The organism is Desulfovibrio sp. JY, from assembly GCA_021730285.1.
Taxonomy (GTDB): domain Bacteria; phylum Desulfobacterota; class Desulfovibrionia; order Desulfovibrionales; family Desulfovibrionaceae; genus Solidesulfovibrio.
Window position 1 is genome coordinate 2,353,288 of sequence record CP082962.1, and the last position, 25,182, is coordinate 2,378,469.

At 64.8% G+C, this 25,182-nt stretch carries 16 protein-coding genes and 1 pseudogene; 5 read left to right on the forward strand and 12 right to left on the reverse strand.

From position 1 onward, the window contains the following. Nucleotides 1-61: 61 nt before the first annotated feature. Entirely contained in the window at nt 62-409 is a 348-nt protein-coding gene (locus K9F62_10595; protein UJX39185.1) for a beta/gamma crystallin family protein, read from the reverse strand. 509 nt (nt 410-918) lie between these two features. On the opposite strand from K9F62_10595, the gene K9F62_10600 reads away from it, so the two are divergent. From K9F62_10600 to K9F62_10620, 5 genes are all read left to right on the forward strand, one after another. Next, on the forward strand, nt 919-2,202 hold the full coding sequence (locus tag K9F62_10600; GenBank protein ID UJX39186.1) for a cytochrome b N-terminal domain-containing protein: 1,284 nt from the start codon (nt 919-921) through the stop codon (nt 2,200-2,202). A 6-nt stretch (nt 2,203-2,208) separates the two neighbouring features. After that, nucleotides 2,209-2,736: a Rieske (2Fe-2S) protein gene (locus tag K9F62_10605; GenBank protein ID UJX39187.1), complete on the forward strand. Its 528-nt coding sequence runs from the start codon at nt 2,209-2,211 to the stop codon at nt 2,734-2,736. A 30-nt stretch (nt 2,737-2,766) separates the two neighbouring features. Next, the gene (locus K9F62_10610) at nt 2,767-5,040 is read left to right on the forward strand and encodes a tetratricopeptide repeat protein (GenBank protein UJX39188.1); all 2,274 of its coding nucleotides are present in this window, start codon (nt 2,767-2,769) and stop codon (nt 5,038-5,040) included. Nucleotides 5,041-5,140: 100 nt separating this feature from the next. Beyond that, nucleotides 5,141-6,145 carry a transporter substrate-binding domain-containing protein gene (locus K9F62_10615; protein UJX39189.1) on the forward strand — a complete coding sequence of 335 codons (1,005 nt, stop codon included), beginning with the start codon at nt 5,141-5,143 and terminating at the stop codon, nt 6,143-6,145. 43 nt (nt 6,146-6,188) lie between these two features. Beyond that, complete coding sequence (locus K9F62_10620) at nt 6,189-7,532, forward strand: hypothetical protein (protein UJX39190.1); 1,344 nt, start codon at nt 6,189-6,191, stop codon at nt 7,530-7,532. A gap of 146 nt (nt 7,533-7,678) precedes the next feature. Here the strand turns inward: K9F62_10620 and K9F62_10625 are convergent, their stop codons facing one another. From K9F62_10625 to K9F62_10675, 11 genes and pseudogenes are all read right to left on the reverse strand, one after another. Next, on the reverse strand, nt 7,679-9,736 hold the full coding sequence (locus K9F62_10625; protein ID UJX39191.1) for a sigma-54-dependent Fis family transcriptional regulator: 2,058 nt from the start codon (nt 9,734-9,736) through the stop codon (nt 7,679-7,681). A 467-nt stretch (nt 9,737-10,203) separates the two neighbouring features. After that, a pseudogene (locus tag K9F62_10630) lies at nt 10,204-10,398 on the reverse strand (transporter). A 91-nt stretch (nt 10,399-10,489) separates the two neighbouring features. Then, a complete protein-coding gene (locus tag K9F62_10635) occupies nt 10,490-11,659 on the reverse strand; it encodes an iron-containing alcohol dehydrogenase (protein UJX39192.1) in 1,170 nt (389 codons plus the stop codon). Between the two features lie 155 nt (nt 11,660-11,814). Beyond that, nucleotides 11,815-14,559, reverse strand: coding sequence for a molybdopterin-dependent oxidoreductase (locus tag K9F62_10640; GenBank protein ID UJX39193.1), 2,745 nt, complete (start codon nt 14,557-14,559; stop codon nt 11,815-11,817). A 400-nt stretch (nt 14,560-14,959) separates the two neighbouring features. Further along, nucleotides 14,960-15,760 (reverse strand): DUF1980 domain-containing protein, encoded by an 801-nt coding sequence (locus tag K9F62_10645; GenBank protein ID UJX39194.1) that lies wholly within the window; start codon nt 15,758-15,760, stop codon nt 14,960-14,962. Further along, a complete protein-coding gene (locus K9F62_10650) occupies nt 15,757-16,770 on the reverse strand; it encodes a permease (GenBank protein UJX39195.1) in 1,014 nt (337 codons plus the stop codon). Before K9F62_10650 ends, K9F62_10645 begins: the two co-directional genes overlap by 4 nt. Beyond that, nucleotides 16,767-18,515: an ABC transporter ATP-binding protein/permease gene (locus K9F62_10655; protein UJX39196.1), complete on the reverse strand. Its 1,749-nt coding sequence runs from the start codon at nt 18,513-18,515 to the stop codon at nt 16,767-16,769. Before K9F62_10655 ends, K9F62_10650 begins: the two co-directional genes overlap by 4 nt. A gap of 326 nt (nt 18,516-18,841) precedes the next feature. Beyond that, nucleotides 18,842-20,320, reverse strand: coding sequence for an outer membrane homotrimeric porin (locus K9F62_10660; protein ID UJX39197.1), 1,479 nt, complete (start codon nt 20,318-20,320; stop codon nt 18,842-18,844). 518 nt (nt 20,321-20,838) lie between these two features. After that, nucleotides 20,839-21,213 (reverse strand): iron hydrogenase small subunit, encoded by a 375-nt coding sequence (locus K9F62_10665; protein UJX39198.1) that lies wholly within the window; start codon nt 21,211-21,213, stop codon nt 20,839-20,841. A gap of 103 nt (nt 21,214-21,316) precedes the next feature. Next, complete coding sequence (locus K9F62_10670) at nt 21,317-22,582, reverse strand: [FeFe] hydrogenase, group A (protein UJX39199.1); 1,266 nt, start codon at nt 22,580-22,582, stop codon at nt 21,317-21,319. Between the two features lie 781 nt (nt 22,583-23,363). Next, a complete protein-coding gene (locus K9F62_10675; protein UJX39200.1) occupies nt 23,364-25,070 on the reverse strand; it encodes an FAD-dependent oxidoreductase in 1,707 nt (568 codons plus the stop codon). Nucleotides 25,071-25,182 lie beyond the last annotated feature (112 nt).

Here is a 25,182-nt window from a genome sequence, read left to right on the forward strand (position 1 = left end):
ACAAATACAATGTGGGATTTTATCCCAGGCCCCGTTCGGGATGGCGCAATAGTTTGCAATACTACTCAACGATAATGGACGAAGTTATATCGTTCCATCTGTCTCCGACATATCGATGATTGCTCGTTACCGTAGCTCTTCTTCCACTGTAATTCTTATGCTCAAATAAATAAACAGTGTTTCCGTCTCTGACTTTTATCGAACTGAGCATATCATTTCCGATATCAAGATCGTCTACATTGTAGCTCCCTTCTTGCAAACATTGCCTGCTTCCTCCGTAATCTATATGTTCATAAATGATGGCCGCACAGCGCTTTGCTTCAGATTTATTGGGGATGAGTACACACAGGCCAGCCACCATGGTAAACAACGCCATGGCAATATATCCATTAAGGTACGCCCGCTTCATCTTTTTCTCCTTCATGCGATTTTGTTTTCCCAACGCTCTGGCCCGGCTCTGCATCCTATTTTGCTGCATACGCCTAGCGTTATGGTTGCCGAGGTAATGCATGGACCGTGCCGGAGCAGAGGAGAAGCGAAACGCCTGAAGCAGTGCGCCTCCGCGCCCCTCGGGCGATGCTACGCATGCCAACAATCCTGCCGGTAGCCTGTTTTTTTGTCAGATTTCCTGGCATATAACCTGACAGCCGCTGGGGCCTGTTTCCAAATCACCGGAGTCAGATGCGGCACGCTGCGATGGTGACCATGGCAAGGAAGGTCTGGGCCAGCTTTTCGTAGCGGGTGGAACATCGTGGACATGAAGCACGATTGGAACGTCATCTATCCTTCCGTGAAAAAATAGGGCAAGGCCGGAGGAACGCGCAGGGTCCACGATTTCCCCTGGCCACGTCCGGCGTTGTCGGGCGTGACGTTCGCATGGCCATTTGCCGCCCGGTCGCCCAAGAGGTTTCTTGCCGCATGGCGTCTTCCCGGAAATCCGTCACGGACCTGATCCTGCACCTGCATCCGCCAAGCGTGCCCGCCGCGACGTTGCGCTTCCGTCTGAGTTTCGGCCTTGGCGGCATGGCCGTGACACTTACCGGGCTGCTTTTCGCCACGGGCCTCCTGCTGCTTTTGGCCTACCGCCCCGAAACCGACGCGGCCTATGGTTCGATCCTGGTCATCACCCGGGAGGTCCCCTTCGGTCGCTTTGTCCGCAACATCCACCACGCCAGCGCCAACCTGCTGGTGGCCGTCGCCCTGCTGCACCTTTTCCGCGTGGCGGCGACCGGCGCGTTCGGCCCGGGCCGGCGGCTCAACTGGATCATCGGCCTGGTGCTTTTTGCCCTTGTCCTGGCCGCCAATTTCACCGGCTACCTGCTTCCCTGGGACCAGCTCGCCTACTGGGCCGTGACCATCTGCACCAGCATGCTCGGCTACGTGCCCCTTGGCGGGCAGTGGCTGCTGGAACTGTTCCGGGGCGGGACGGACATCAGTCAACCGACCCTGGCCAACTTCTTCGTGCTCCATGTAGCGGCCGTGCCCGGTCTGCTGGTCGCCTTTTCCTTCTGGCACTTCTGGCTGGTCCGCCGGGCCGGAGGGCTTGTCCGCCCCGGGGAGGAGGGCGATCCGCGCCTGCCGACCGTGCCGCATCTGCTCGTGCGGGAGGCGGCCGTTGGTCTGTGGCTGATCGCTTGCGTGCTCCTTGTCGCCATGGTCTGGGACGCGCCGCTTCTGGCCCAGGCCAATCCCGCGCTGAGCCCCAATCCGGCCAAGGCGCCGTGGTATTTCCAGGGCTTCCAGGAACTCCTGCTCCATCTCGATCCGGTTTTCGCCGTCTGCGTCTGGCCGCTTCTCGGCGCGGCGGCCTTGCTGGCCGTGCCCTTTTGGCCCGGCAGCGCCCTGCCGCCCGGGGACTGGTTCGGCTCGCCGCGCGGCCGGCGTCTGGCCGCCTGGATGGCTGCGGCCGGCCTGCTTTTTACCGCCGGGGCCATCCTGCTGGACAATTTCCTGCCCGTCGCCGCCGGGCCGGCCGCCAGCGCCTGGATCACCCGGGGCCTTTTGCCCACGCTCCTCGTGCTTGCCGTACTGGCGGGCGCGTATCGGTTGCTGGTCAAAACATGGGGCGCGACCCGGGCCGAAGCCGTGATGGCCTGTCTGTGCCTGGCCCTGGCCGGGCTTGTCGTGTGCACGGTCGTCGGCGTCTGGTTTCGCGGCCCGGAGATGCGCCTTGTCTGGCCTGTGGCGCAAGGAGGCGCGTAGGACACCATGAAGCGCAAAAGCAAAGAGGCGACGCCGGCCATGGAGAATGCCCCGGTCGAACCCGGCCGCCGCCGGTTTTTCGGCTGGCTGTGGGCCATGATCGGACTCGCCGCCGTGGCGGAATTCTGCTGGGTCGGCGTCTCGTTTCTGCTGGCCCGCAAGGAGCGAAGCGCCAAGGCCGCCGGGGCGCGCATCGTCACCGCCGGATCGGTCGACACCTTTTCGCCGGACACGGTGACCGCCATCCCAAGCGGCCAGTTCTTCCTGGCGCGCCTGCCCGACGGCGGTTTTCTGGCCCTGTCGCGCACCTGCACGCACCTGGGCTGCTCGATCCATTGGGACGCGGAAAAAAGTCGCTTCCAGTGTCCCTGCCACGGTTCGAGCTTCAATCTGGCCGGCGAGGTCCTAAGCGCCCCCGCCCCGAGGCCCCTGGACTGTTACCCGGTGCGCATCGAAAACGGCCTGGTAAAGGTAGACGTGGCCGCCCCGCGCCGCCGGGACCGCTTCGAACCGGATCAGGCCGCCCGGATCTGACGCCATGCCAACCCCAAGCGACAGCATGCCATGACGCCGGCCACGGACAACACCAAACCCTGGGAACGGGCGGCCCTTTTCGCCGCCGGGATCATCCTGGCCTCGCCGTTGCTCTATCTGCTCGTCTTCGGCCCGGGAACGCCCCCGCCCAAGGACAGGCCGGCCGCCTTCGTCGGTAGCGAAAAATGCCGGAAATGCCACGAGACGGAGTATAAGAAATGGCTCGGTTCCGACCACCGCCTGGCCATGGCCGAAGCCGGCGAGGACACGGTGCTCGGCGATTTCGGCAACGTCAGCTTCACCGATCCCTACAGCCACGTCACGTCGCGCTTTTTCCGCAAGGACGGCAAATATTACGTCGAAACCGAAGGCCCGGACGGCAAGCCCGGGCAGTTCCGGATCGCCTACACCTTTGGCGCGCGCCCCTTGCAGCAGTACCTCGTGCCCTTTCCCGGCGGCCGGCTCCAATGCCTCAACATCGCCTGGGACGTGGACAAAAAGACCTGGTACCGCCTGCCGCCCTATGACGTGGTCCCGCCGGGCGACTGGCTGCATTGGACCGGCGGCGGGCAGACCTGGAACGCCATGTGCGCCGAGTGCCACTCGACCAACGTGACCAAGGGCTACGATCCCGAAACAGGCGACTACCAGACCACCTGGTCCGAGATCACCGTGGGCTGCGAGGCCTGCCATGGCCCGGGTTCCAAACACCTCGCCTGGGCCGATCTGCCGCCTTTGGCCCGAAGCCGGACCGACAATTTCGGCCTCACCGTGCGCACGGGAAACGTCACCGCCGACGAGCAGATACGGCTGTGCGCGCCCTGCCATTCCCGGCGCTTCCAGCTCGGCGACAACCGCCATGTCCAGGGCGAGCTGCTCGACCTCATGGTGCCGGAGCTTTTAAACGAAGGGGTCTACTACCCCGACGGCCAGATTTTGGCCGAGGATTACGTCTACGGCTCCTTTGCCCAAAGCAAGATGCACCAGCGCGGCGTTCGGTGCAGCGATTGTCACGACGTGCATAGCGGCAAGCTCCACAAGGAAGGCAACGCCGTGTGCACCCAGTGCCACCGGGCCGCTGTCTACGACACCAAGGAGCACCATTTCCATAAGGACGTGTACGAGGGAAAGCCGAGCGACGGGCACCTGTGCGTCAAGTGCCACATGCCCGGCCGATACTACATGGGCATCGACTACCGCCCGGACCACAGCCTGCGCGTGCCACGTCCGGACTTAAGCGCCAGGATCGACACCCCCAACGCCTGCATGGCCAAGGGCTGCCATGCGGACAAGAGTCTGGCCTGGAATATCGACGCCTGCACGAAATGGTACGGCGAGACGCGAAAGCCCCAGTACGGGACGGTCTTCGCCGCCGGCCGCGCCCGGAAGCCGGAGGCCGAGGCGGACCTGATCCGCCTGGCCGGGGACCCGCTGTTGCCGACCATCGTCCGGGCCACGGCCCTGGGGCTGTTGCGTGCCTATCCCAACCCGGCCAGCCATGACTGCCTGGCCAAGGGGCTCGACGACCCGGACGCCCTGATCCGCTACACCGCCATCCGCAGCCTGGAGTACTTCGACCCCGAAACGCGGCTCAGGCGCATCGCGCCCAAGCTTTACGATCCGGTCAAGGCGGTGCGCATGGAAGCGGCCATGATGCTCTCCGCCCTGCCGGAAGACCGCCTGCGCCCGGACGACCGGGAGGCCTTTCGCCAGGCCCTCGGCGACTACCGGCAAGCCATGCGGTACAACGCCGACCTCGCTCCGGAGCGCTACAATCTCGGCAACCTGGCCGCCAACCTGCACGATGTGCCGACGGCCATCCGCGAGTATGAAAAAGCCATTGCCATCGATTCCCAGTTCTACCCGGCCCAGGTCAATCTGGCCATGCTGTTGAACGGGCAGGGGAAAAACAAGGAAGCCGAACGGCTCTTGAAGGAAGTCCTGCTGCAACATCCCGAACTGTATGAAGTGTCGTATTCGCTGGGACTGCTGCTGGCCGAGATGGGCAAGTACAAGGAAGCGGAGCACTATCTGGAGCGCGCCGCGATGGGCATGGACTACGGCCGCGCCTCCTACAATCTGGGGCAGGTGCTGCTGGTGCTTAGGGAGCCAACGCGGGCGGAGCGGGCGTTTTCGCGGGCTTTGGAGCTTACCCCCGGGGACCGGCAGGCCTTCGCCGCCCTGGCCGGGCTTTACCTGCGCACGGGGCGGACGGACAAGGCCAGGGAGCTGGCCGAGCGTCTCCTGCGTCTTGCCCCGGACCACCAGGAAGCCCGACAACTGTTGCGTCGTCTGGAGAATTAGGGCCGTGCCGCCGTTACTTTTGAGAGGAACAACGGCGCCGCATATTGACTTTGCCGCGAGGCGGCAGGATAACTTCCTCTACTTCCCTCAAGAGGACGCAATGCGACGCATAGTGCAGTTTTTCTGTCTGTTGTGGCTCATGGCCGGCACGGCCATGGCCGGTGAAACCCTGGACTCGGTCAAATCCTCCAGGCTGGTGCGTTGCGGCGTCAGTACCGGCATCCCGGGTTTTTCCGAAAAGGACGCGCAGGGCCGTTGGAGCGGCGTGGATGTGGATTTTTGCCGCGCCGTGGCCGCCGCGGTCGGAGAGGGAACGCGCGTCTCATACCAGGCCTTACCGACGCTGGCCCGGTTCCCCGCCCTGATGAGCGGGGAAGTCGACATCCTGGCCCGCAACACCACCTGGGCCCTGGGGCGCGAGGTGCGTCTCGGCATCGTGTTCACGGGCCCGCTCGTCTACAGCTCCCAGGGCGTTTTGGTCAGGGCGGAAAGCGGCATGGCGGACATCGCCGCTCTCGACAACACGAAAATCTGCGTGGTCAAGGATTCGACCCAGGACGCGTCCCTGCTTTACTGGGCCATGCGCTGGAAACTGCATATCGACAAGGTCGGCTTCGACAGCGACGAGCAGGCGCGCGAGGCCTTTTTGCGGGGCGAGTGCCAGGGCTACGCCAGCGATGCCGTGCTCCTGGCCTCCATGCGCCTGGGCGCCCCCGGGGGGAAGGATGCCTATGGCATTATCGAGGACGACTCCACCATGGCCCCGCTTTCCCCGGCCGTGTGCCAGGGGGACGACGCCTGGCGGCAGCTCGTGGAAACCATCTGGGCGACCCTGCTTCTGGCCGAGGAATTCGGCCTCGGGCAAGCGGATTTCACGCCCGGCGCGCCCATGTCCTCGGCCAAGGAAGTTTATCTGCGCAAATCCGACATCCTGGCCAAGCCGCTCGGCATCGAGCCCGGCTGGGCCGCACGCGTCGTGGCCGCGGTCGGCAACTACGGCGAGATGTTCGCGCGCAATCTGGGACCCGACAGCCCCCTGCATTTGGAACGGGGGCCCAACCGCCTCTGGTCCCAGGGGGGCCTGATGATTCCACCCAATTTCTGATCGCCATCCATCTCCTCAAACGCCAAACGCCGGAAACCCCGCCATGCTGGATGCGCAAACGCTTGTCATCACCGTCGTGTTCGGGCTGGTCATCGTCTGCATCGCACTCGGCGTCGCGGACATGACGCTGATCGCGCTCCTTGGCCTGTGCGTGCTGACCGTCGGCGGCCAGCTCACCCACGCCGACGTCCTGAGCGCCGTCAAGTCCTCGTCCGGCTCCCTGGCGCTTTTGTTCGGCGGCATGGTGGTGGCCCGGGTGCTTGCGCCGACCGGCGTCTTCGAAAACCTGGGCACGCGCTTTCTCATCCTGACAAGGGGCAGCGGACGTCGCTTCCTCCTGCTTTTGACCGCGCTGACCTCCCTGGTCTGCGCCATTTTGCCCAACGCCACGGCGGTCATCCTCATCGCTCCCCTCGTCATACAGGTTTGCGAGGAACTGGACGCGGATTTTACCGGGCCGCTCATTCTCACGGCCATCATCAGCAACGCGGCCGGCCTCCTCACCCTGGTCGGCGATCCGGCGACCTTTCTGGTCGGGCAGGCGGCCGGCCTGTCCTTTCTGCGTTACCTCCAAAAAATCAGCGCTGGCGGCTTGCTGAGCATCCTTATCGTGATTCCGCTCATGCCGTGGCTGTTTAGGCCGCTCTGGAAGACGCGCCGGGACCTTTCCCCAAACCTGCGGCCCAAGCCCGTCGCCCGTCCGGGATTCTGCCTTCTGTCCCTTGGCGCCCTGGCGGTCATGGTCCTCCTGTTTCTCGTCGGCGAGTTCCTGCCCGTTGCCATCATTGCGCCAAGCGCGGCCATCATCGGCGCGAGCCTGGCGCTTTTGGCGCTGCACATCTCCCGCTACGAACCCACGGAAGCCGTCTTTCGGGACATCGACTGGCGCACACTGATTTTTATTTTCTGCATGATGTGCTTTGTCGAGGAGATTACCAAAACCGGCCTCATGAGCGGCCTGTCCCGGGCGCTGTACGCCGCTTTGGGCGACCATATCCTGGAAGCGGCCCTCGTGCTGCTCGCGTCCATCGGGCTGCTTTCCGGGTTTTTGGCCAATATCCCTGTCGTTGCCGCGGCGATCCTTTTGGCCAAAGGCTATCTGGTCATGGCCAAGGTGGTTCCCGAGCTGGCCCTGGGCTACGGCTATGCCGATTGGCCGCCGGCGTCGCTGCCCATCTTCGCGGGGATGATGTTCGGCGGCACCCTCGGCGGCAATGCCACCCTCATCGGCTCCTCGGCCACACTCGTGGCCGTTGGCATCAGCGCCAGCTACGGCAAGCCCGTGCCGTTCGTCTCGTTCATGCGATACGGCATTCCCATCGCCGGTTGCCAACTTGCGGTCTCGGCTCTGTATATTTGGCTGCTGTCGTTGTTCGTCGCGCCATGAAAAACGGCTCCCGGCGAGGATTGCCCATCGTGGCGCGTCGTTTCCACTGGGGACGTCAGCCAAGTTCAAGGGCTCACCGCCAAAAAAGCCGTGAGCCCTTTTTCTCGCCCAACATGTATCCCGCGACGCGGGTATCGCCCCACGCGTTACAGCGCGCCGCGAATGGCCTCCAGGTCCAGGCCGCAGCGCTTGATGCGCGCGTAAAGCGTCACCCGCGACACCCCCAGCTCCTTGGCCGCGGCCCGTACGTTCCCCTTGGCCGCGCGAAGCGCATCGGCCAGGCCCTGCGTGCCCGTATCGCCCCCAAGGCCGGATTCCGGGGCTTTCCCGGCCGGCGGGCATGATGCGCCCCGGAGGCATTCCGGTGGCAGGTCCGCCAGCTCGATGCGCGCCCCCTCGGCCACCACCGTCATGCGCTCCACCAGGTTTTCCAATTCCCGCACATTGCCGGGCCAGGAGTAGGACAGGAGCCATTCCATGGCCTCGGGGGCGAATTTGGTCACCTGCCTGTGCAGGCTCTTGGCGGTTTTTTGCAGGAAGAAGCGGGCCAGGGCGGCGATGTCTTCCTGGCGGCGACGCAGGGGCGGAACGGTGATGACCAGGATGTTGAGGCGGTAATAGAGATCCTGGCGGAAGGTGCCGTTCTTTACGGCGGCGGTCAGGTCGCGATGGGTGGCCGCCACGACCCGCACATCCACCCTTGTCGGGCGTTTCCCGCCGACACGGGTCACTTCGCCCTCCTGGAGCACCCGCAAGAGGCTCACCTGGGCGGACAGCGGCATGTCGCCGATCTCGTCGAGGAAGAGGGTGCCGCCGTCGGCCAGTTCGAACTTGCCCGGCGCGCCCTGCCGGTTGGCTCCCGTAAAGGCTCCGGCCTCGTAGCCGAACAGTTCGCTTTGCACCAGGTCGCGGGGGATGGCCCCGCAGTTGACCACGACAAAAGGCTGGTCGCGCCGGGAGCCGCCGTTGTGGATGGCCTGGGCGAAAAGCTCCTTGCCCACGCCGGATTCGCCGAGGATCAGGGTGGTCATGGCATTGCCGCTGGCCACCCGGGCCAGACGCAGGGCCTGCTCCATGGCCGGGGCGTCGCCTTTGATGTCCGAAAAATCGTAGACCGCCTTGCCGCCGGTGATGCGCCCGGCCAGTTTGTGCATGCGCCGGCTTTCGCGCAGGGTCACGCACAGGCCGCCCTCGGGCGTGGGCGAGGTGGAGAACAGGCAATGCTGCGGCGTGCCGTCGGCCAGGCGCAGGGAACATTCGCCGTCCTTGACGCTTTTGCCGAGGACCAGCATGGGGTCGCCCCCCGTGACCGTGGCGATGGCGGACATGTCCCGGCCCGTGACATCCTCCCGGACGTGGAACAGGCGCTTGGCATAGCGGTTTATCAGGCGGATCGCCCCGTTGGCGTCGACCATCACCACGGCCTCGCCCAAGAGCTCCATCAGGGTCTGGACTTCCTGGAGCAGGCGGCGCAGGCGCATCTGTTCGGTGATGGCCCTGGCCGCCGCGATGACCAGGCCGAAGGTGTGCTGGTGGAACGTGTCGCGTTCCAGGGTCAGGGACAGGCTGCCGACCAGATGGCCCTTGTTGTCGAAGATGGGTGCGGCCGCGCAGGACCAGCCGTCGAAATGGGAATTGTAATGCTCGCAGCCGAGCACGCACACAGGGGCCTTTTCTTCCAGGCAAAGGCCCATGGCCGTGGTGCCGTCCACGGTTTCCCGGCTGATCAGGCCGCGCAGGGGGCAGGTCGTGCCACGGCCGAAGCCTTCCCCGGCGCCGATGGTATGCAGGTACACGCCGTCGGCGTCCGTCAGGATGATGCAGCTTTTCGACGGCAGGATGTTTTCCAGAAGTTCGTCCATGATGCGCGCGGCGATGGTGACGAAAAACTCGTTTTTTTTGATGATTGTCTGAAATTCATGGTGATCGAGAAGCACCATCGGCACGCCGACCGACGGGACGCGGGCCGCGCGCGACCTTTGCCAGGAGCGCATGATGCTCGGGCGGATGGAGGGGGAGTGGGTGAGCTCGCCACGGTGAAATTGGGCGCGGGTGGTGCTTATCTTGTCCCAAAACAGGGAATTGAGCCCATTGAGGATGGAAAACGGGCCGCTGTAGTAATTGCTGATCGTCGGCTCTTCATATTCGGATAATATCCGTTCATCAATATAGCGGGATGACCCCAAGGACGCCAAGGCTTGCATCGGTCACCTCCTCCCATGCGTCAAACAAGAAATGCGTCTCTTTGCCGCTGCAACGCGCTCCCGGTTTTTTTCTAGGCAGCGCGTTCGATTTCCCGGCATGGAATACAACTCCAGGATACGCCTCTTGTGGCACGCCTGCAAGGCATTCCGTGATAGTTGCCGGTGTCTCGCGCTGCTGTCGCGGGTGGTTTGCACAATGTCTTTGCGGGGATAGCGCAAAAAAAGCTGTCTGGCCCGCATCTGGCCGGCATCGGCGGCAAAGCGGCGTGACCAGGCGGCAGTCATTGCCAGGGAGCGGTATTGGAACCAGCGGGGAAATGAGGGGGGACGCGCGCCACTGGGGGAGCGGGGCGCGTCGACGCAGCTAGCGACCGGGGAGATCCGGCGCGTCAAGGCCCTCCGCCGCGAGCCCAGGGGCTTTTGCAGGAGAGCCTTGCTTCGCGCCGGGCGGCCGGCCGCCCCGTCCAGGTCGTATCCGCGCCGGAGGTGAAGGAGTAGTCGCCGGACACGAAGCAATCCTTGGTCAGGTCGTTACTGGCGTGAAATTCCACGTTGGCGATGTGTTCCAGCTAGGCCTTGTCGGCCAGCCGCTTGCCCACGGCCAGCTCCTGCTTGAAGGACCAGCGGTTGGAGTCGGGATTGACGATGCTTTCCCGTTCATACGCCTTCCTCCTGTCCGAAGCGCCGCCTCCCTCCCTGCCGGAGAGGCGGGAGGCGGCTTTCATGGGGCCGTTCGCGCACGGCCCGGCACAGCTACCAGCACTGTTTGTAGAGCGCCTCGACATCGGCCAGGGTCGGCACCCTGGGAGTGGTGATGGTCGAGAGCTCGTTGAGCGCGTCCTTGGACATGGGGCCGATGTCCTTGGGGTCGATCCTGGCCCCGATACGGGCGGCGGCCTCGGTGACGCTGGCCGGGATGCGCACATCGGCGCTTAAGCGCCGGATGGCGTCCACGGCCGTGTCTTCGGGGTAGGGGCCCAGGTCGGTGAGCCCGGCCGCCCGGGCGATGTCGGCCATCTTTTCCCGACAGACGATTTTGTTGAATTCCAGGCAGGTAGGCAGGGCCAACGCGTTGGCGTCGCCGTGGGAGATGCCGTAAAAGGCGCTTAACGGGTGGGCCAGGGAATGGACAATGCCGAGGCCCGCGTTGGTGAAGGCCATGCCGGCCATGGTCTGGGCATAGGCCATCTTTTCCCGGGCCTCGAGATCGTTGCCGTTGCCCGTGGCCCGGCGCAGGTATTTGAAGATGAGCCTTATGGCGCCGATGGCCAGGGCATCGGTGTATTCCATGGCGCCGATGGAGATGTAGGCCTCGATGGCGTGGGTCATGGCGTCCATGCCCGTGGAGGCGGTGATGTGGGGCGGCAGGCCCATCATGAGCAGCGGATCGATGATGGCCGCCTTGGGCAGAAGCCGGCCGTCGAGGATGACCATCTTCCAGTGGTGGTCGCCCCGGGTGTTGGTGATGATGGAGGCCGAGGTCGACTCGGAGCCGGTGCCGGCCGTGGTGGGGATGGCCACGAAAAAGGGCAGCGGCGCTTTCAGCAGGCCCATGCCCCGGTACTGGTCGATGGGGCCGCCGCTGGTGGCCAGGATGCCGCAGCCCTTGGCCGTGTCCATGGAGCTGCCGCCGCCAAGGCCGATCAGGCCGTCGCAGCCTTCCTTGCCGTAGAGGGCGAAGGCTTCGTCGACGTTGTCGTCGGTGGGGTTGGCCACGGTGCCGTCATACACGGCATAGGCGATGCCGGCCGCCGTCAGCACGTCTTCCACCCGCTTGGCCAGACCGGCCTTCACGATGCCCTTGTCCGTCACGACCAGCGGTTTTTTCACCCCGGCCGCCTTGAGCGCGTCCGGCGTTTTTTCCAGGGCTCCGGCACCGGTAAAGAGCATGTCGGCCAGTTGAAAAGCGGTGACGTTGGACATGAAAAGCCTCCTTTGGCTTGGTTGTCGTCGGCGGCCGCTATTTGCGCGCGACCGCGAAGCGTCGTCTGGCGCGATCCCGCGCCGTACATTTCCCTTTCGCTCCCGCGCCGGGGGCCGGCGCATATCGCCCCCGACGCAGGGATGGGACCGCTGCGTCAGTTGGCGGCGGCCATGGCGGCCAGCACCGTTTCCGGCCTGGCCGGCAGCGTCGTCACGCGCGCGCCGCAGGCGTGGCGGATGGCGTTGATGATGGCCACGTGGGGACTGACCATGGGGCCTTCCCCGGAACCGGCCGCGCCGAAGGGACCCCACTGGCGCGGATGGTTCTCGAAGTAGACGATCTCCAGATCGTCCGGCACGCCCTGGATGTAGGGGAAGCCGGCCCCGGCCAGGGTGGAGTGCTTTTTCACGTCCTCGAAGTCCTCGGACAGGGCCAGCCCCACCCCGATCTCCATGCAGCCGTATATCTGGCCGTCGGTGGCCAGCCGGTTGTTGATCCTGCCGATGTCGGCCATGCAGCGCATGCGGTCCACGGTCACCTTGCCGGTGGCGGTTTCGACCGAGACCTCGGACATGTGGATGACGTACATGTAGACCAAGAAGGGGCTGCCAAGCCCGGTTTCGGGATCGCAGGGCACGCCGGGGATGGTGTAGACGCCGTCGAATCGCGTGGGCTTGTCGGCGGCGGTCATTTCGGCGTGGGTCCTGTACGTGCCGTCCTCCTTTTTGGCGGCGGCGAGCAGGGCCTCGCAGGCCACGCGGATGGCCCCGCCGACCACGACCTGGGAACGGGAGGCTCCGGCCGGGCCGGCCGGGGGCTGCTTGGCCGAATCGGGCCAGCTGAAACGGATTTTTTCCGGCGGGACGCCCATGGGGCGCAGGGCCTCGTGGGCCGTGCCCACGGCGCCGATGTCCGCGCCCTGGCCGTGATCCTCCCAGGAGGCGCCGACCGTGACGCCGTCGTCGGGATCGAGCCGCACGAAGACCTCGGCCCGCTCCACGCCGTCGCCGCCGGCCCCGTAGACGCCGACCGCGATGCCCACGCCCTTTTTCACGGCCGGGGTGGATTCCTTTTCGGCCCGCGCCTTGGCTTCCCGGTACAGCGGCCGCAGGGCCTCGAACATCTCCGGCAGGCAGTAGACGTCGGGCTCCTGGCCGGTGGGGGTGGTGGAACCGGGCCGGTAGCAGTTGGCCAGCCTGAATTCCAGCGGGTCCTGGCCGAGTTTGAGCGCCAGTTCGTCCATCAGGGATTCGCCGGCGAAAAAGGACTGGGGACCGCCGAAGCCGCGAAAGGCCGCGCCCCAGCAGTGGTTGGTGGCCACGGTGCGGCCCATGCCCCGGATGTTCGGGATATCGTAACCCGCGCCGATGAATTCGATGCCGCGAAAGGTCAGCACGTCGCCCATCTCGCAGTAGGGGCCGTGGTCCACGGAGTAATCGTGCTCCAGGGCCACGATCTTGCCGGTTGCCTTGTCCGCCGCCATCTTGGCCTTGATGTGAAACGGCGAGCGCTTGCCGGTGTAGGTCATCTGCTGGAAGTAGTCGTAGCGCAGATAGGCCGGGCGTCCGGTGGCCAGGACCGCCACGGCGAGCAGGGCCTCGGTGGTGGGGCTCAGCTTGTAGCCGAAGGTGCCGCCCATGGGGTTGGAGGCCAGGGCGATCTTGTCCGGGGTGAGCCCGATGCCTTCGGCGATCATGAGGGCGTGCAGGTGCACGGCGATGGACTTGCTGTGGATGTGGAGCAGGCCGTCCTCGCCCATGTAGGCGAAGCCGACGTCGGGTTCGATGGGCATGTGGGGCTGGCGGCTGGTGTGGAATTCGCCCTCGGCCACGGCCACGTCGTCGCGCGCGAAGAGGGGAGCCGTCTCCTCGCCTTTGACCAGCGGCTGGGTGAAATAGACGTTGGGGGTGCCGGGGTGGATCTCGATGGCGTCCGGGGCCATGGCCTCGGGCAGGGTCAGGTAGGCCGACAGCTCCTCCAGGTCGAGGCGCACCTTGGCCGCGGCCGCCTTGGCCTGGGCGGCGGTGTCGGCGCAGACGATGGCCACGGCGTCGCCGAACTGGAAGATCTTGGCGTCGCACAAGATGGGCCGTTCCCAGCCGTCGCCCTTGTGGCGCGGGTGGTTGACCAGGCCGAAAATGCGGTTTTTGCCCTTGACGTCCTTGGCCGTGAGCACCCGGTACACGCCGGGCATCTTCTCCGCTTCGGTCGTGTCGATGCCCCGGATCATGGCATGGTGGACCGTGGCCTGGACCAGGGCCAGGTGCAGGGTGCCGTCCGGCATCTTGATGCCGAGGTCCGCGCCGTAATCGAGGGTGCCCGTGACCTTGGCCTCGGCCGTGGGACGCGGGTAGGACGAGCCCCAGATGCGCCGGTCGGCGGGCATGACGAAATCGAGGCTCGTCTCCGGGGCCTCGCCGCGCATGACGCCCGCCGCTTCCATGACCGCGTCCACGATGGGCTTGTAGCCGGTGCAGCGGCAGGCGTTGCGGTGCTTTTGAAACCAGTCGCGCACGTCTTCGCGGCTGGGGCTCGGGTTTTCGTCCAGGAGCCCCTTAGCCGAGACGATAAATCCCGGGGAGCAAAAGCCGCACTGGGCCGCCCCGTGTTTGACCCAGGAGCGTTGCAGGGGATGGAGCTCCCCGGGCTGGCCGATGCCCTCGATGGTGGTGACCAGGGCTTTTTCGGGAACGCGGCTCATTTTGGTGATGCAGGAGCGCACGACCTTTCCGTTGATGATGACCGAGCAGGCGCCGCATTGTCCCTGTGCGCAGCCGATCTTGGTGCCTGTCAGATGCAATTGCTCGCGAAGAATGTCGGCCAGAAAGGCATTGGGGTCGGCTATTATGTTTTTCTCAACACCATTGACGATGAGTATCTTTTGCTCGAGTTGTTCCATGCTTTTCACTCCAGTGTTTTTATCCACTTAGCAATAGGCATGCCACGTTTTGTGGAGAGCAATCTTCCGATTTTAGAGGGAGTTGCTTGGAAGCAACAGACGAAAAAGACCTGTGCCATGTAAAGGTGCGCCTTACATGTTAAGACGACATGTAAAGGAGCAACATGTCTGATGAAATCGTCTGTTTCAGCCGGGAAGCGGCCGTAGGGCGGACAGCGGACGCGGCGGCAAGGCCGTGAGGGGAAGAGCGGGGCGAACGTCGGACAGGCGGCGCGGCGCGTGGCCGCCCCTGGCGAGAGGCGGTTGAGGCAGGCCGGTTACCGTGTCGCGGCAGCGCGGCCAGGGGGAATCGCCAAACAGCCGGGTCGTGGGTCGCGCGCTGCGGCCGGGCAGCGCCGCCTCAATAGTTATAGGGCTCGGCCGGTCGCCATTCGAACACGCAGACCTCCTCGGGCACGACGGCGGCTGGCGCGACGCGGTCGGCGACGAACAGCGCATCCGGGGAGATGGACGTGAAGCTCATGCCGGGCGGCGCGTACGCGCCGCGCTGGTCCTCGGGCATGGCGGCCAGATGGCCGTAGGCCACCTGCCAGCTCTTGTCGGGCGGCAGCGGCGTGCCGGGGGGCAGCTTGACCTTGAAGCCGGTGGCCGTGCTGTCCGCGAAGCAGCACCAGATGGCCAGCCGCCACAACACGAATTCCCCCTTGGCGTCGAGGACAGGATCGCGTTTGACGAAGCCGCGCATGGCGTAGGCCAGCGTCCATTTCCCTGCCGGCTTGTTGTGGGCGAGGTCCAGGAGTTCCACGGTGTTGATGGGGATGTAGGCCTTGCCGTCGACCGTCATGCGGGTCAGCGCGGGGGCGGGCTTTGGCGGCGCGGGCAGCCTTGGCGGCAGGGCGAAGACGTCGACGTCGGGGGAGGCGGCGGAAAACGGCAGCCAGTTTTGGCTGATGACGACCATGGCGGCCAGGGCCAGATAGGCCAGAGCCCGGGCAAAGCTCGGCTTGGCCACGGGGCGCAGCAGGGCCCAGACGGCCAGGGCGGCCAGCACCACGGCGGCGCTTAGGGTCAGGGGCTTGAACTTGGGGTTGAGGTAGTGCCAGTAGTCGCCGGCCAGGGCGAGGTAGGCCATGAAGGCGGCCATGGCCAGCCAGGCCAGTCCGTCCAGGCGGGCGAGCAGGGCGCGCGGGCGGATGGTCACGACGCGCCTCCGGTGGCCAGGCCGAAGGCGACGCAGGCGGCGAAGACCACCGCCGCCGGCAGGATGGCCAGCCGGCGCACCAGCCGTGGCGTGAATACCTGCCGCCACATGAGCACGAGCTTCACGTCGAGCATGGGGCCAAGGGCCAGAAAGGCCAGCCGCGCGGCCATGGGGAAGGTGGAAAACGAGGCGGCCACGAAGGCATCGGCCTGGGAGCAAAGTGAGAGCCCCACGGCCAGGGCCATCATACCCGGGATGGCCAGGGCCATGTCGTTTTCCATGGCCATGACCACAGGGGCCGGAATATAGGCCTTGAAGGCCGCCGCGGCCATGGCTCCGAAAACGAGCACCATGGCCATGTTGAGGAAATCGGCCATGGCGTGGGTGAAGGCGCTGGCCGCCTTGTCGCGCCGGGCATGCTGGGCCATGGCGGCGACGGGCAGCGCGTCGGCCAGGGAGCCGAAGGGCGTGCCCGGGACCGTGGCGGGCGCATGGTCGTGGTGGTGCCCTGGGCCGTTATCGCCGTGGTCATGGCCGCAGCCGCAGGCGGGCGCGCCCCCGGCCAGGGGTTTTACAAGCGCTTCGGCCTTTTCCCCGCCGGCCAGAAACCCGACGCCGAGCGCGGCCGTGGCGACGATCAGGCAGCGCCATATTGCCATGGTCGGGTCGCCCCGAAAGGCCACCAGCGTGGCCAGGATGGAGACCGGATTGATGACCGGCGCGGCCAGCATGAAGGTGACGGCCGCCCCGGCCGGCACGCCCTTGCCCATGAGGCGTCGGGCCAGGTAGACCACGCCGCACTCGCAGCAAGGCGTGGCCGCGCCAAGGGCCAGGCCGAAGAGCGTGGCGGCGATGCGCCCCTTGGGCACAAGCCGCTCCACGCGTTCGCGCGGCACGTAGGCCTCGACCAGTCCCGAGGCCACCGATCCCAAAAGTAGGAAAGGCAGCGCCTCCATGACGATGGAGAGTGTCGCCTGGGCGAAAAGGCCTATCGCGCCGGTTGGGTTCATGCCGGAGCCGATTGTGGCGCGGCCAGCGCGGTTTCGTCCAGCCTCCAGGTCGCTCCCTCTCCGGCCGGCACGAACCGGGCCACCCGGTGATGGAAGGCGGCCAGGGCCGGGCGGTGGGCGATGCTCAAAATGGCCGTGTCCGGCAACCGGTCGACAAGCAGGCCGTACAGGGTCTTTTCGGAAGCCTCGTCCAGGGCCGAGGTAGCCTCGTCACAAAAAAGCCAGCGTGGCTTCAAGAGGATGGCCCGGGCAAAGCCCAGGCGCTGCTGCTCGCCCACGGACAGCTCCTGGGACCAGTGGCGCTCCTCGCCGATCCGGTCGACCAGATGGGGCAGGCCGCATTCCGCCAGGGTCGTGGCGATCATGTCCGTGCCGTAGCGTTCGGGCGGGTCCGGGTAGGCCACCGCCCCGGCCAGAGTGGCGATGGGCAGGTAGGGGCGTTGGGGCAGAAAGAGCGTCCGTTCGTGCTCGGGCATGGCCAGTTCCCCGGCGGCATAGGGCCAAAGGCCGCCGATGGCCCGAAACAGCGTGGACTTGCCGCAGCCGGACGGCCCGGCCAGCATGACGCGTTCCCCCGGCGGCAGGGTCAGCGAGGCTCCGGCCAAAAGCGTGTCGCCGTCCGGCAGGCGCAGGCTCACGTCGCGAAGGGCCATGCCCGCCCCGGCCGGCGCGGTCTGCCGGGTCAGCCCCGCCTCGGCATGGGTGGCAAGGTCTTCCAGGGCCGCCTCGAAGCCGGTCAACCGGTCCACGGTGGCTTTCCATGCGGCCAGACGCGTGTACGCGTCGATGAACCAGGACAGGGCCGACTGGACGTGGCCGAAGGCCGAGACGGTCTGCATGAGCCCGCCCAGGTGGATGGCCCCGGAAAAATAGCGCGGCGCGGCCACCAGGAAAGGAAAGATGATGGCCGCCTGGGAATAGCCGGCGGAAAACCAGGTCAGGCGCTTTTGCCGGCGCATGATGCCCCACCAGTTGGCCACCACGTGGCTGAAGCGTTCGCCGAGTCCCCGGCCTTCCTGCCCCTCGCCGCCGTAGAGCCCGATGGCCTCGGCGTTTTCCCGCACCCGCACCAGGTTGAAACGGAAATCGGCCTCGTAGCGCTGCTGGAAGAAGTTCAGGCGAATGAGCGGACGGCCGATGTAATGGGTCAGCAGCGAGCCCACGCCGGCGTAGACCAGGGCGGCCCAGAGCATGGAGCCCGGGATGGGCAGGTTCAGGATATGGATGTCGCCGGAGAGATTCCAGAGAATGACGGAAAAGGAGACGAGCGACACCACGGATTCGAGAAACCCGAGCGTCAGCGACAGGGTCTGCTCCACGAAGCCGTTGATGTCCTCGCTGATGCGCTGGTCGGGGTTGTCGGTCAGCCCCCCCTCGAAGCGCAGTCGGTAGGCGTTATGCGGCGTGAGCCAGCGTTCGGTATAGCGCTGGGTCAGCCAGCGCCGCCAGCGGATTTGCAGCATCTGACGCAGGTAGATCTGGTAGACGGCCACGATGATGAACATGGTGGCCAGGATGGCGAACCGGCCGAAGAGCCGGAAAAAGGCCTGGATGTTTTTTTCCTGGAGGGAATTGTAAAAGAGGTTGTTCCATTCGTTGAAAAGCACGTTGAGGTAGACGATGCCGAGGCTCATGGCGACGATGACGGCCAGGAGCAGACCGGACTTGAGCCGTTCCTCGCTTTTCCAATAGGGTTTGGTGAGCTTCCACAAATCGGACAGAAAGCGCCGCTTGGCTGCGGGCATGGGGAGACTCCTTTTGGGGTTGCGCGCGGTCCGCAGGGCGGACCGTACCCCTCTAGTCACTTGGCCTTGCCGACGCAACGCCCGACTCCCCGGAAGTTCATGAAAAATGGTTCATATGGGGGGAGAGAGAGGAGAAGAAGGGAGAAGATGCGAGAGGGGAACCCTTTTTGAAAAAAGGGTTCCCCTCTCGCGCTCTCCCCTCCCCAAAACTTTTAAAGGGTTACAAATGGTGTAACGCCAACATGCTGTAACTGTTAAAAGTCTTTGGAAAGGGGGTCCGGGGGGAGAACCTTTCTACAGAAAGGTTTCCCCCCGGTTCTTCATTTCTAATAGCGATAGGTGAAGCCCAAGGAGAACTTCCAGGTGTCGTTGCCGTTGCCCTGGCTGGCCAGGCGGTGGCCCCAGACGCTTTCCTGGAAGTGGCCGTGGGCCCAGCCGGTTTCCATGCGCAGGGCCAGGTTTTCGTAGAGCATGTACTGGCTGTCGAAGTTGACGCCCAAGGCGGACTCGTTCCAGGTGAGGTCGCGGCCCATCTCGAAGTAGGGATTGGAGCCGAGCGCCGCATTGAGGGACCGAATGGCCCGGGGCGAGTTGTTGCCGCGCAGGTAGGTGAAGGTCACGCGCTGGGACAGCTTTTCCATGAAGGTGATGTTGTTGAGCGACACGCCAAGGCCCATGGCCCCGACCGGGTCCATGCCCATGTTGGAGTTGCGGGCGAAGACGGCGCTGTCGTCGAAGAGGAACGAGCCGCCCGGGCCCCAGTTGGGACGCGTGTGGGGCATGCGCTCGGAACCGTTGGCCGTGGAGCCGTCCTCGCCGGTGGACCACCAACCCCAGACCTGCGGCGTGAGCAGGTCGAAGCCGGTGTATTCCGCGCCCGCGTCGAGGAACCAGCCCTGGCGACGGCTTTTCTTGCGGTCGGACAGGGCGCCGCCGCCGTTGATGACGTCGGCGTAGAACTTGACCGGATCGAGGGCGTCGACCTCGAACGCGCCACCGACCCAGTAATAGGGATTCTGGTTGTTCTTCCAGCCCGTCGCGCCGACCAGCGTTCCGGCCGAAAGCAGGTCCTCGGCGTAGGAGGCTTCGGCGAAGGACGAGGCATAGCTGGTGAAATAGCCGGCCTTGGACCCGGCCATGGAGAAAACGCCCCAGGGCGTGACCTTGAAGCCCGGCGTGGTGACGGGCAGGGTCAGGATGTAGAAGTCCAGCTCGTCGCCGACCTGGGTGGTGGTGGTGTCATAGGTCCGGTTGGTGTCGATGAGGCGGGCGAAACCGGCCGTGACGCGCAGGGTGTCGGGAATGAGCGGTGCATTGACGAGCAGTGCGGCGGCCCAGTCGGTAAAGACGATGCTGTCGTTGAAAAGCGCGCTTTGGGGCAGGGCCGTGGGCTGGAGCCCGGCCGTGACCTCGATGTCGGTGCCCGGATATTTGAACTGGAGGAAGGCCTGGTAGACCTGGATGGCCGCGGACGGGTTGGCGGCGGTGTAGGTGCCGTTGCCCCAGGTGTTGTCCACCTTGGTGCCCAGGCGGAACTTCAGGTTCTCGCCCGCAATGAAATCGGTGCGCACCCGGATGCGCTCCCATACTTCGAAGGTGTCTTCCGTTTTCGTGCCGGCTGCGGTCCAGGTCGGGGCGTTGGAGGTCCAGGCCGCATCGTTCCAGCCGGTGAAGTTGTGTCCGCTGAAAAAGACGCCGTAGATGCGGGAGTCACCGGTGATCCGTACCTCCGTCGTGGCCCGGGCCAAGCCGGCCGTTCCCGCCAGAAGCGTCGCCAGCAGGGCCAGCACGGTAAAACGTTTCATAACAAATCCTTCCTCGTGTTGCGGGTTGATGAGCACTTTCCATGGGGCGGCACCGTGGCGCGGGCACGGCGAACGACCCCTGACGCGTTGGCGAAACGTGTCGTTTCCATAGGAGGGCATCCATCACCGGGCCCTTATTTCAATCGGTTAGCCGGCTGCGGGAGACGGCCTGGCATCCGGGAGGGACGCGCATGACGGCTGTTACGCCGTCCGGCCGGGGCAATGCGTTTTGGGGAGGAATGTGACTGCAACGTGACAGATACTTTCCCGTCAACATTGTTTATATTCCAACCTATTTCGCGCCCATTGCAATGGCTGGGGAGGAATACTCAAGAAAACGGCCCGAGTAAAGCATCGGGCACAAGCGTGCGGCGCTGCGCAGCCAAAGAGGCCGCAATCGGGCGTGGCGCGATCGTCGCACGGCCGTCACGGTGGACGGGACGTTCGTTGGAGAGGACGCAACCCTAGGGTCAGGCAAAACCCCTTGCCGCGGGTCCGTCCGGAGCGCAAGGCGGGGGTTACTGGAAGGGATAGGGCTCTTTTTCGAATTCCTTGGCCCGGGGCGTGGGGTAGAGTCCCTTGGCCTTGAGCGCCGCCAGGTCCTTGGAGCGGTCCACCCACTTGGTGTGGAGCAGGTGCTCGGACTCGTGGGACAGGGGCTCATGCAGGAACTTCTTGTAGAGCGTGATGACCTGGGCGTTGTCCTGGGAGGCCCGGACCTTGAATTTGGCGTCCGCGCCATAGACGGCGTTTACACGGTCCATCATGTACTCTTTGAGTTGCTTGGCCGCGGCAACGGCCTTGCTGGTCAGGCGCAGGCCGATCAAGGCGCCGCCGGTCAGCACGCAGGCGGTTTTCATGAAGCCGCGCCGGGTGGTGGCAAGTATCGACATAGATCCTCCTGGGGCGCGTTTCCTCGAAACCGCTTGTGCGGGTTTCGAAGTGCACACGCCTGGGTCGTTATTTCTGCAAAAATACTACCGTATTTTTTATGCGTTACGCCTTTTGCGCGTCGTAGAGGGCCAGACGCTTTTTGAGCGAAGCGTAGAACTTCGTGGTGGTCCGGTTCATGGATTCGAGCACGGTCGGCATGATGGGCTGGCCGCCGCCCATGACGCAGCCGCCGGGGCAGGCCATGAACTCGATGAAGTGGTAGGGCGATTTGCCGGCCTTCACATCGTCGCAGACCTTGGCGAAGTTCTTGCCGCCGTTGACTACGGCCACTTTGACGTCGGTGCCGCCGATGTTGATCGTGGCTTCCTTGATGCCGTTTAAGCCGCGCACGGCCTTGAAGTCCCAGCTCTGGGGCGGTTTTTTGGTCAGGGCCTGGTAGGCGAAGCGCAGGGCTGCTTCCATGACGCCGCCGGAGACGCCGAAGATGGTCGCGCCGCCGGTGGATTCGCCCATGACCGCGTCGCGCTTGCCGTTGGCGATCTTGGGCAGGTCGATGCCGGCTTTTTGCAGCATGTAGGCCAGCTCGCGGGTGTTGATGGTGGCGTCGATGTCGCGGAATCCGCTGGCGTCCATTTCCGGCCGCATGCCTTCGAACTTCTTGGCCGTGCAGGGCATGATGGACACGGTGTAGATCTGCTTGGGCTCGTAACCGAGTTCCTTGGCCCCGTAAGTTTTGGCCAGGGGACCCATCATGCCGATGGGCGACTTGCACGAGGAGAAGTGCAGCAGCAGCTCGGGATAGAAGGTCTCGGCGTACTTCTGCCAGCCGGGGCAGCAAGAGGTGAACTGGGGCAGGGGCTTGTCGAGCTTTTTGGTGATGCGGGCGAGAAGCTCGGAGCCCTCTTCCCAGATGGTGACGTCGGCCGTGAACTCGTTGTCCCAGACATTGGAGAAGCCAAGCTTATTGAGCGCCGTGAGCATGTGCTCGGTGGTGACCGCGCCGAGCGGCAGGCCGAAGGGATCGCCCAGGGCGTAGCGCACGGCCGGGGCCGGCATGGCGATGACCTTGACGTTCTTGTCCTTGAGCTTGGCCTCGATCTCCGGGACGAAGGACACGGTCTCGTAGATGGCCGCAACCGGACAGTGGGTGAGGCACTGGCCGCAGTTGATGCAGGCGGCCGGGTCGACCACCTTGTGTGGCTCGCCGGATTCGCCGGTGATGGCCCCGGTCGGGCAGTAGCCCATGCAGGTGTCGCAGCCGATGCATTTGGTCTCGTCGACCTGGACGATATAGGCCTTGTCCAGGTTCGTGCCCGGAGGCGGCACGCTTTGTTCGTAGAAGATTTTTTCCATCTCGATGCGGCTCATACGCAACCTCCAACGGTTAGATGGGTTACCCTTGCGGGCGGGTTTTCAGGAAAGCGGGGGGACGGCGCGTTCCGAAGGGTTCGCGTTTTCCCCCGGCGGTGGTGCCCAGCTTGCAGGAAAGGATTGCTGCACATATGTTAAAAAATAGTTTACTTAAAATAGTATGAAATAATATTTCATAACACGAAATCGTGATACTTCATATTTCCGTATGGAGCAAGCCCCTTTGCGGCAAAGTGGGGTTGTCCGCGCAATTTTTCACGAGGGGAGGAAAGGCGCGAGGGATGCGAGGGGGCGCTTTAGGGGAAGGGTCGGGTTTGTCGCCCAAGGCGAGGTGAGGGAAGGCGAGTAGGTCGGTCGGCGGGTTGGTCGGTCGGCGAGTCGGTCAGCCGGCGGGTTGGTCGGTCGGCGGGGCAGTGGCGCGGCCGCGTGCGGCGCATATTTGAAGAATACGCCTTCGCGTCCGCGCCACTGCCCCGCCGACCCTGGTCATACGTCTCTTGGCCGGAAATACGTTGGAGAGGGATTCTCTCCCATCATGGCAGGAAGGTGGTCAGGCGTTTTGGGGCGAACACGGTTTGGGGAAAGGTTTTTCCCGCCGGAAGGGGGCCTGCGTTCGCGACTGGCGACGCTCCATAAAAGGATTCGTTGTCCTTGAGGGCCACGCCGATCAGAAAAGAACCCTCACCATGCCCCTTGAAAAGTTTTTGAAGAGGGGTCCAGGGGGGAAACTTTTTTCAAAAAGTTTCCCCCCTGGCCGCCGGAGGCATTCTTCCCCTCTTTACACCTCAATGCCGGCGGCGTTCACGGCGGCCATGCCGCCCTCGACGCTGACGACCTGTTTGAAGCCCATGTGGGCGAGGGTGATCAGGGCTTCGTAGGAGCGCGCCCCGGTATTGCACATGAGCACGATATTTTTGTCGCGGGGCACTTCGGCCAGGCGTTCGCGCAGCTGGCCCTGGGGAATGTTGTGCCAGCGGCCGGGGTATTTCTCCACCAGCGGCTCGCCCTGGAGCGTTTCGCGGCAGTCGAGGATATAGGCGTCGCCGAGGTCGGACTGCTTCCAGAGCTCGCCGAATTCGTTGACAGTGATGCCGCTGTTGCGGCCGGAAAGGATATTGTCGGCCACGTTGCCGACGGTGTTCAAGATGTCCATGGCCGCGGCGAAAGGCGGGGAGTAGGCCACTTCCACGTTGGAGATGGCGGACACCTGGGGTTTGTCCGGCAGCATGGCGGCCACGGTGTTGACCTTGCCGACCACGGCGTCGCCGTTGACGCCGAGGGCCTGCAAGCCCAGCACCCGCTTGGTGCCGCGCTCGGCGATGAGCTCCAGGGACATGAGGCCGTGCTCGGGGTAGAAATGGGCCCGGTCCACGGCCGTGATGTGGGTGGATACGGCGTCGATGCCGGCCCGTTTGGCCGCGGCCAGGGTGAGGCCGGTACCGGCCGCGCCGAGGTCGAAGAGCTTGACGCACCAGGAGCCGACCACACCGGCGAAGCTGGAGTCGCCACCGGCCAGGTTGTCGCCGATGACCCGGCCCTGCCGGTTGGCCATGGACCCGAGCGGCAGGAACATGGGCTGGTCGGTGACCAGGTTTTTGACCACCACGCAGTCGCCGCCGGCGTAGATGTCCGGGTCGGAGGTGCGCATGCGCTCGTCCACGATGATGCCGCCGCGCGGGGACACGTCGAGGCCGGCCGCCTTGGCCAGGGCGTCGTTGGGGGTGACGCCCACGGACACGATGACCATGTCCGCCTCGACCACGCCCTTGTCCGTGACCACTCGCTGGGCCTTGCCGTCGCCCTCGATGGCCTTGACCTGTTCGGCCAGGCGGAAGACGACGCCCTTTTCCTCCATGTGCCGCTGGGCCATGCCGGCCAGGGTCGGGCTGGTCACGCCCGGCAGGATCTGGTCAAACAACTCGATGACGGTGACGTCGAGGCCCCACATGTCGGCGAAGGCCACGGCCATTTCCAGGCCGATGAATCCCGAGCCGATGATCGCCACCGACCCGACCGAACCGGCGGTCACGGCGTTCTTGATGGCTTCGGCCGCGTCCAGGTTGTTGACCGCGTGCACGCCCGGCAGGTCGAGGCCGGGAATGGGGAGCTTGCGCGTGGAGCTGCCCGTGGCGATGACGAGCTTGTCGTAGGGGATGGCCTCTTCCTTGCCGGTCGGCAGGTGCCGGGCGGTCACGGTCTTGGCCTTGCGGTCGATGGCGGTGACCTCGGTTTCGGGGCGGGCCTCCACGTCCTTGACTTCGCTAAAGAATTCGGGCGTGCGCACCATGTGGAAGGCCGTGGCCTGCAGGGCCGAGACTTCGCTGACCTCGCCGGAAACGTAATAGGGAATGCCGCAGCCCCCGTAGGAGATGCGTTTGCCCCGGTCGAGCATGATGACCTTGCTGTCCGGGGAAAGACGCTTGAAGCGGCAGGCGGCCTTGGGGCCCAGGGCCACGGCTCCGATGATGACGACCTGTTGTGGCATGGCGTGTCCTTGCGTTTCGAGTTGTTGTCCGAACGTTATACGGGATCGCTCCTTGGAACGATGTCGACTATGCCATACGGGCAGGGTCGGAAAACAGCCTGTTGCAGCCGTT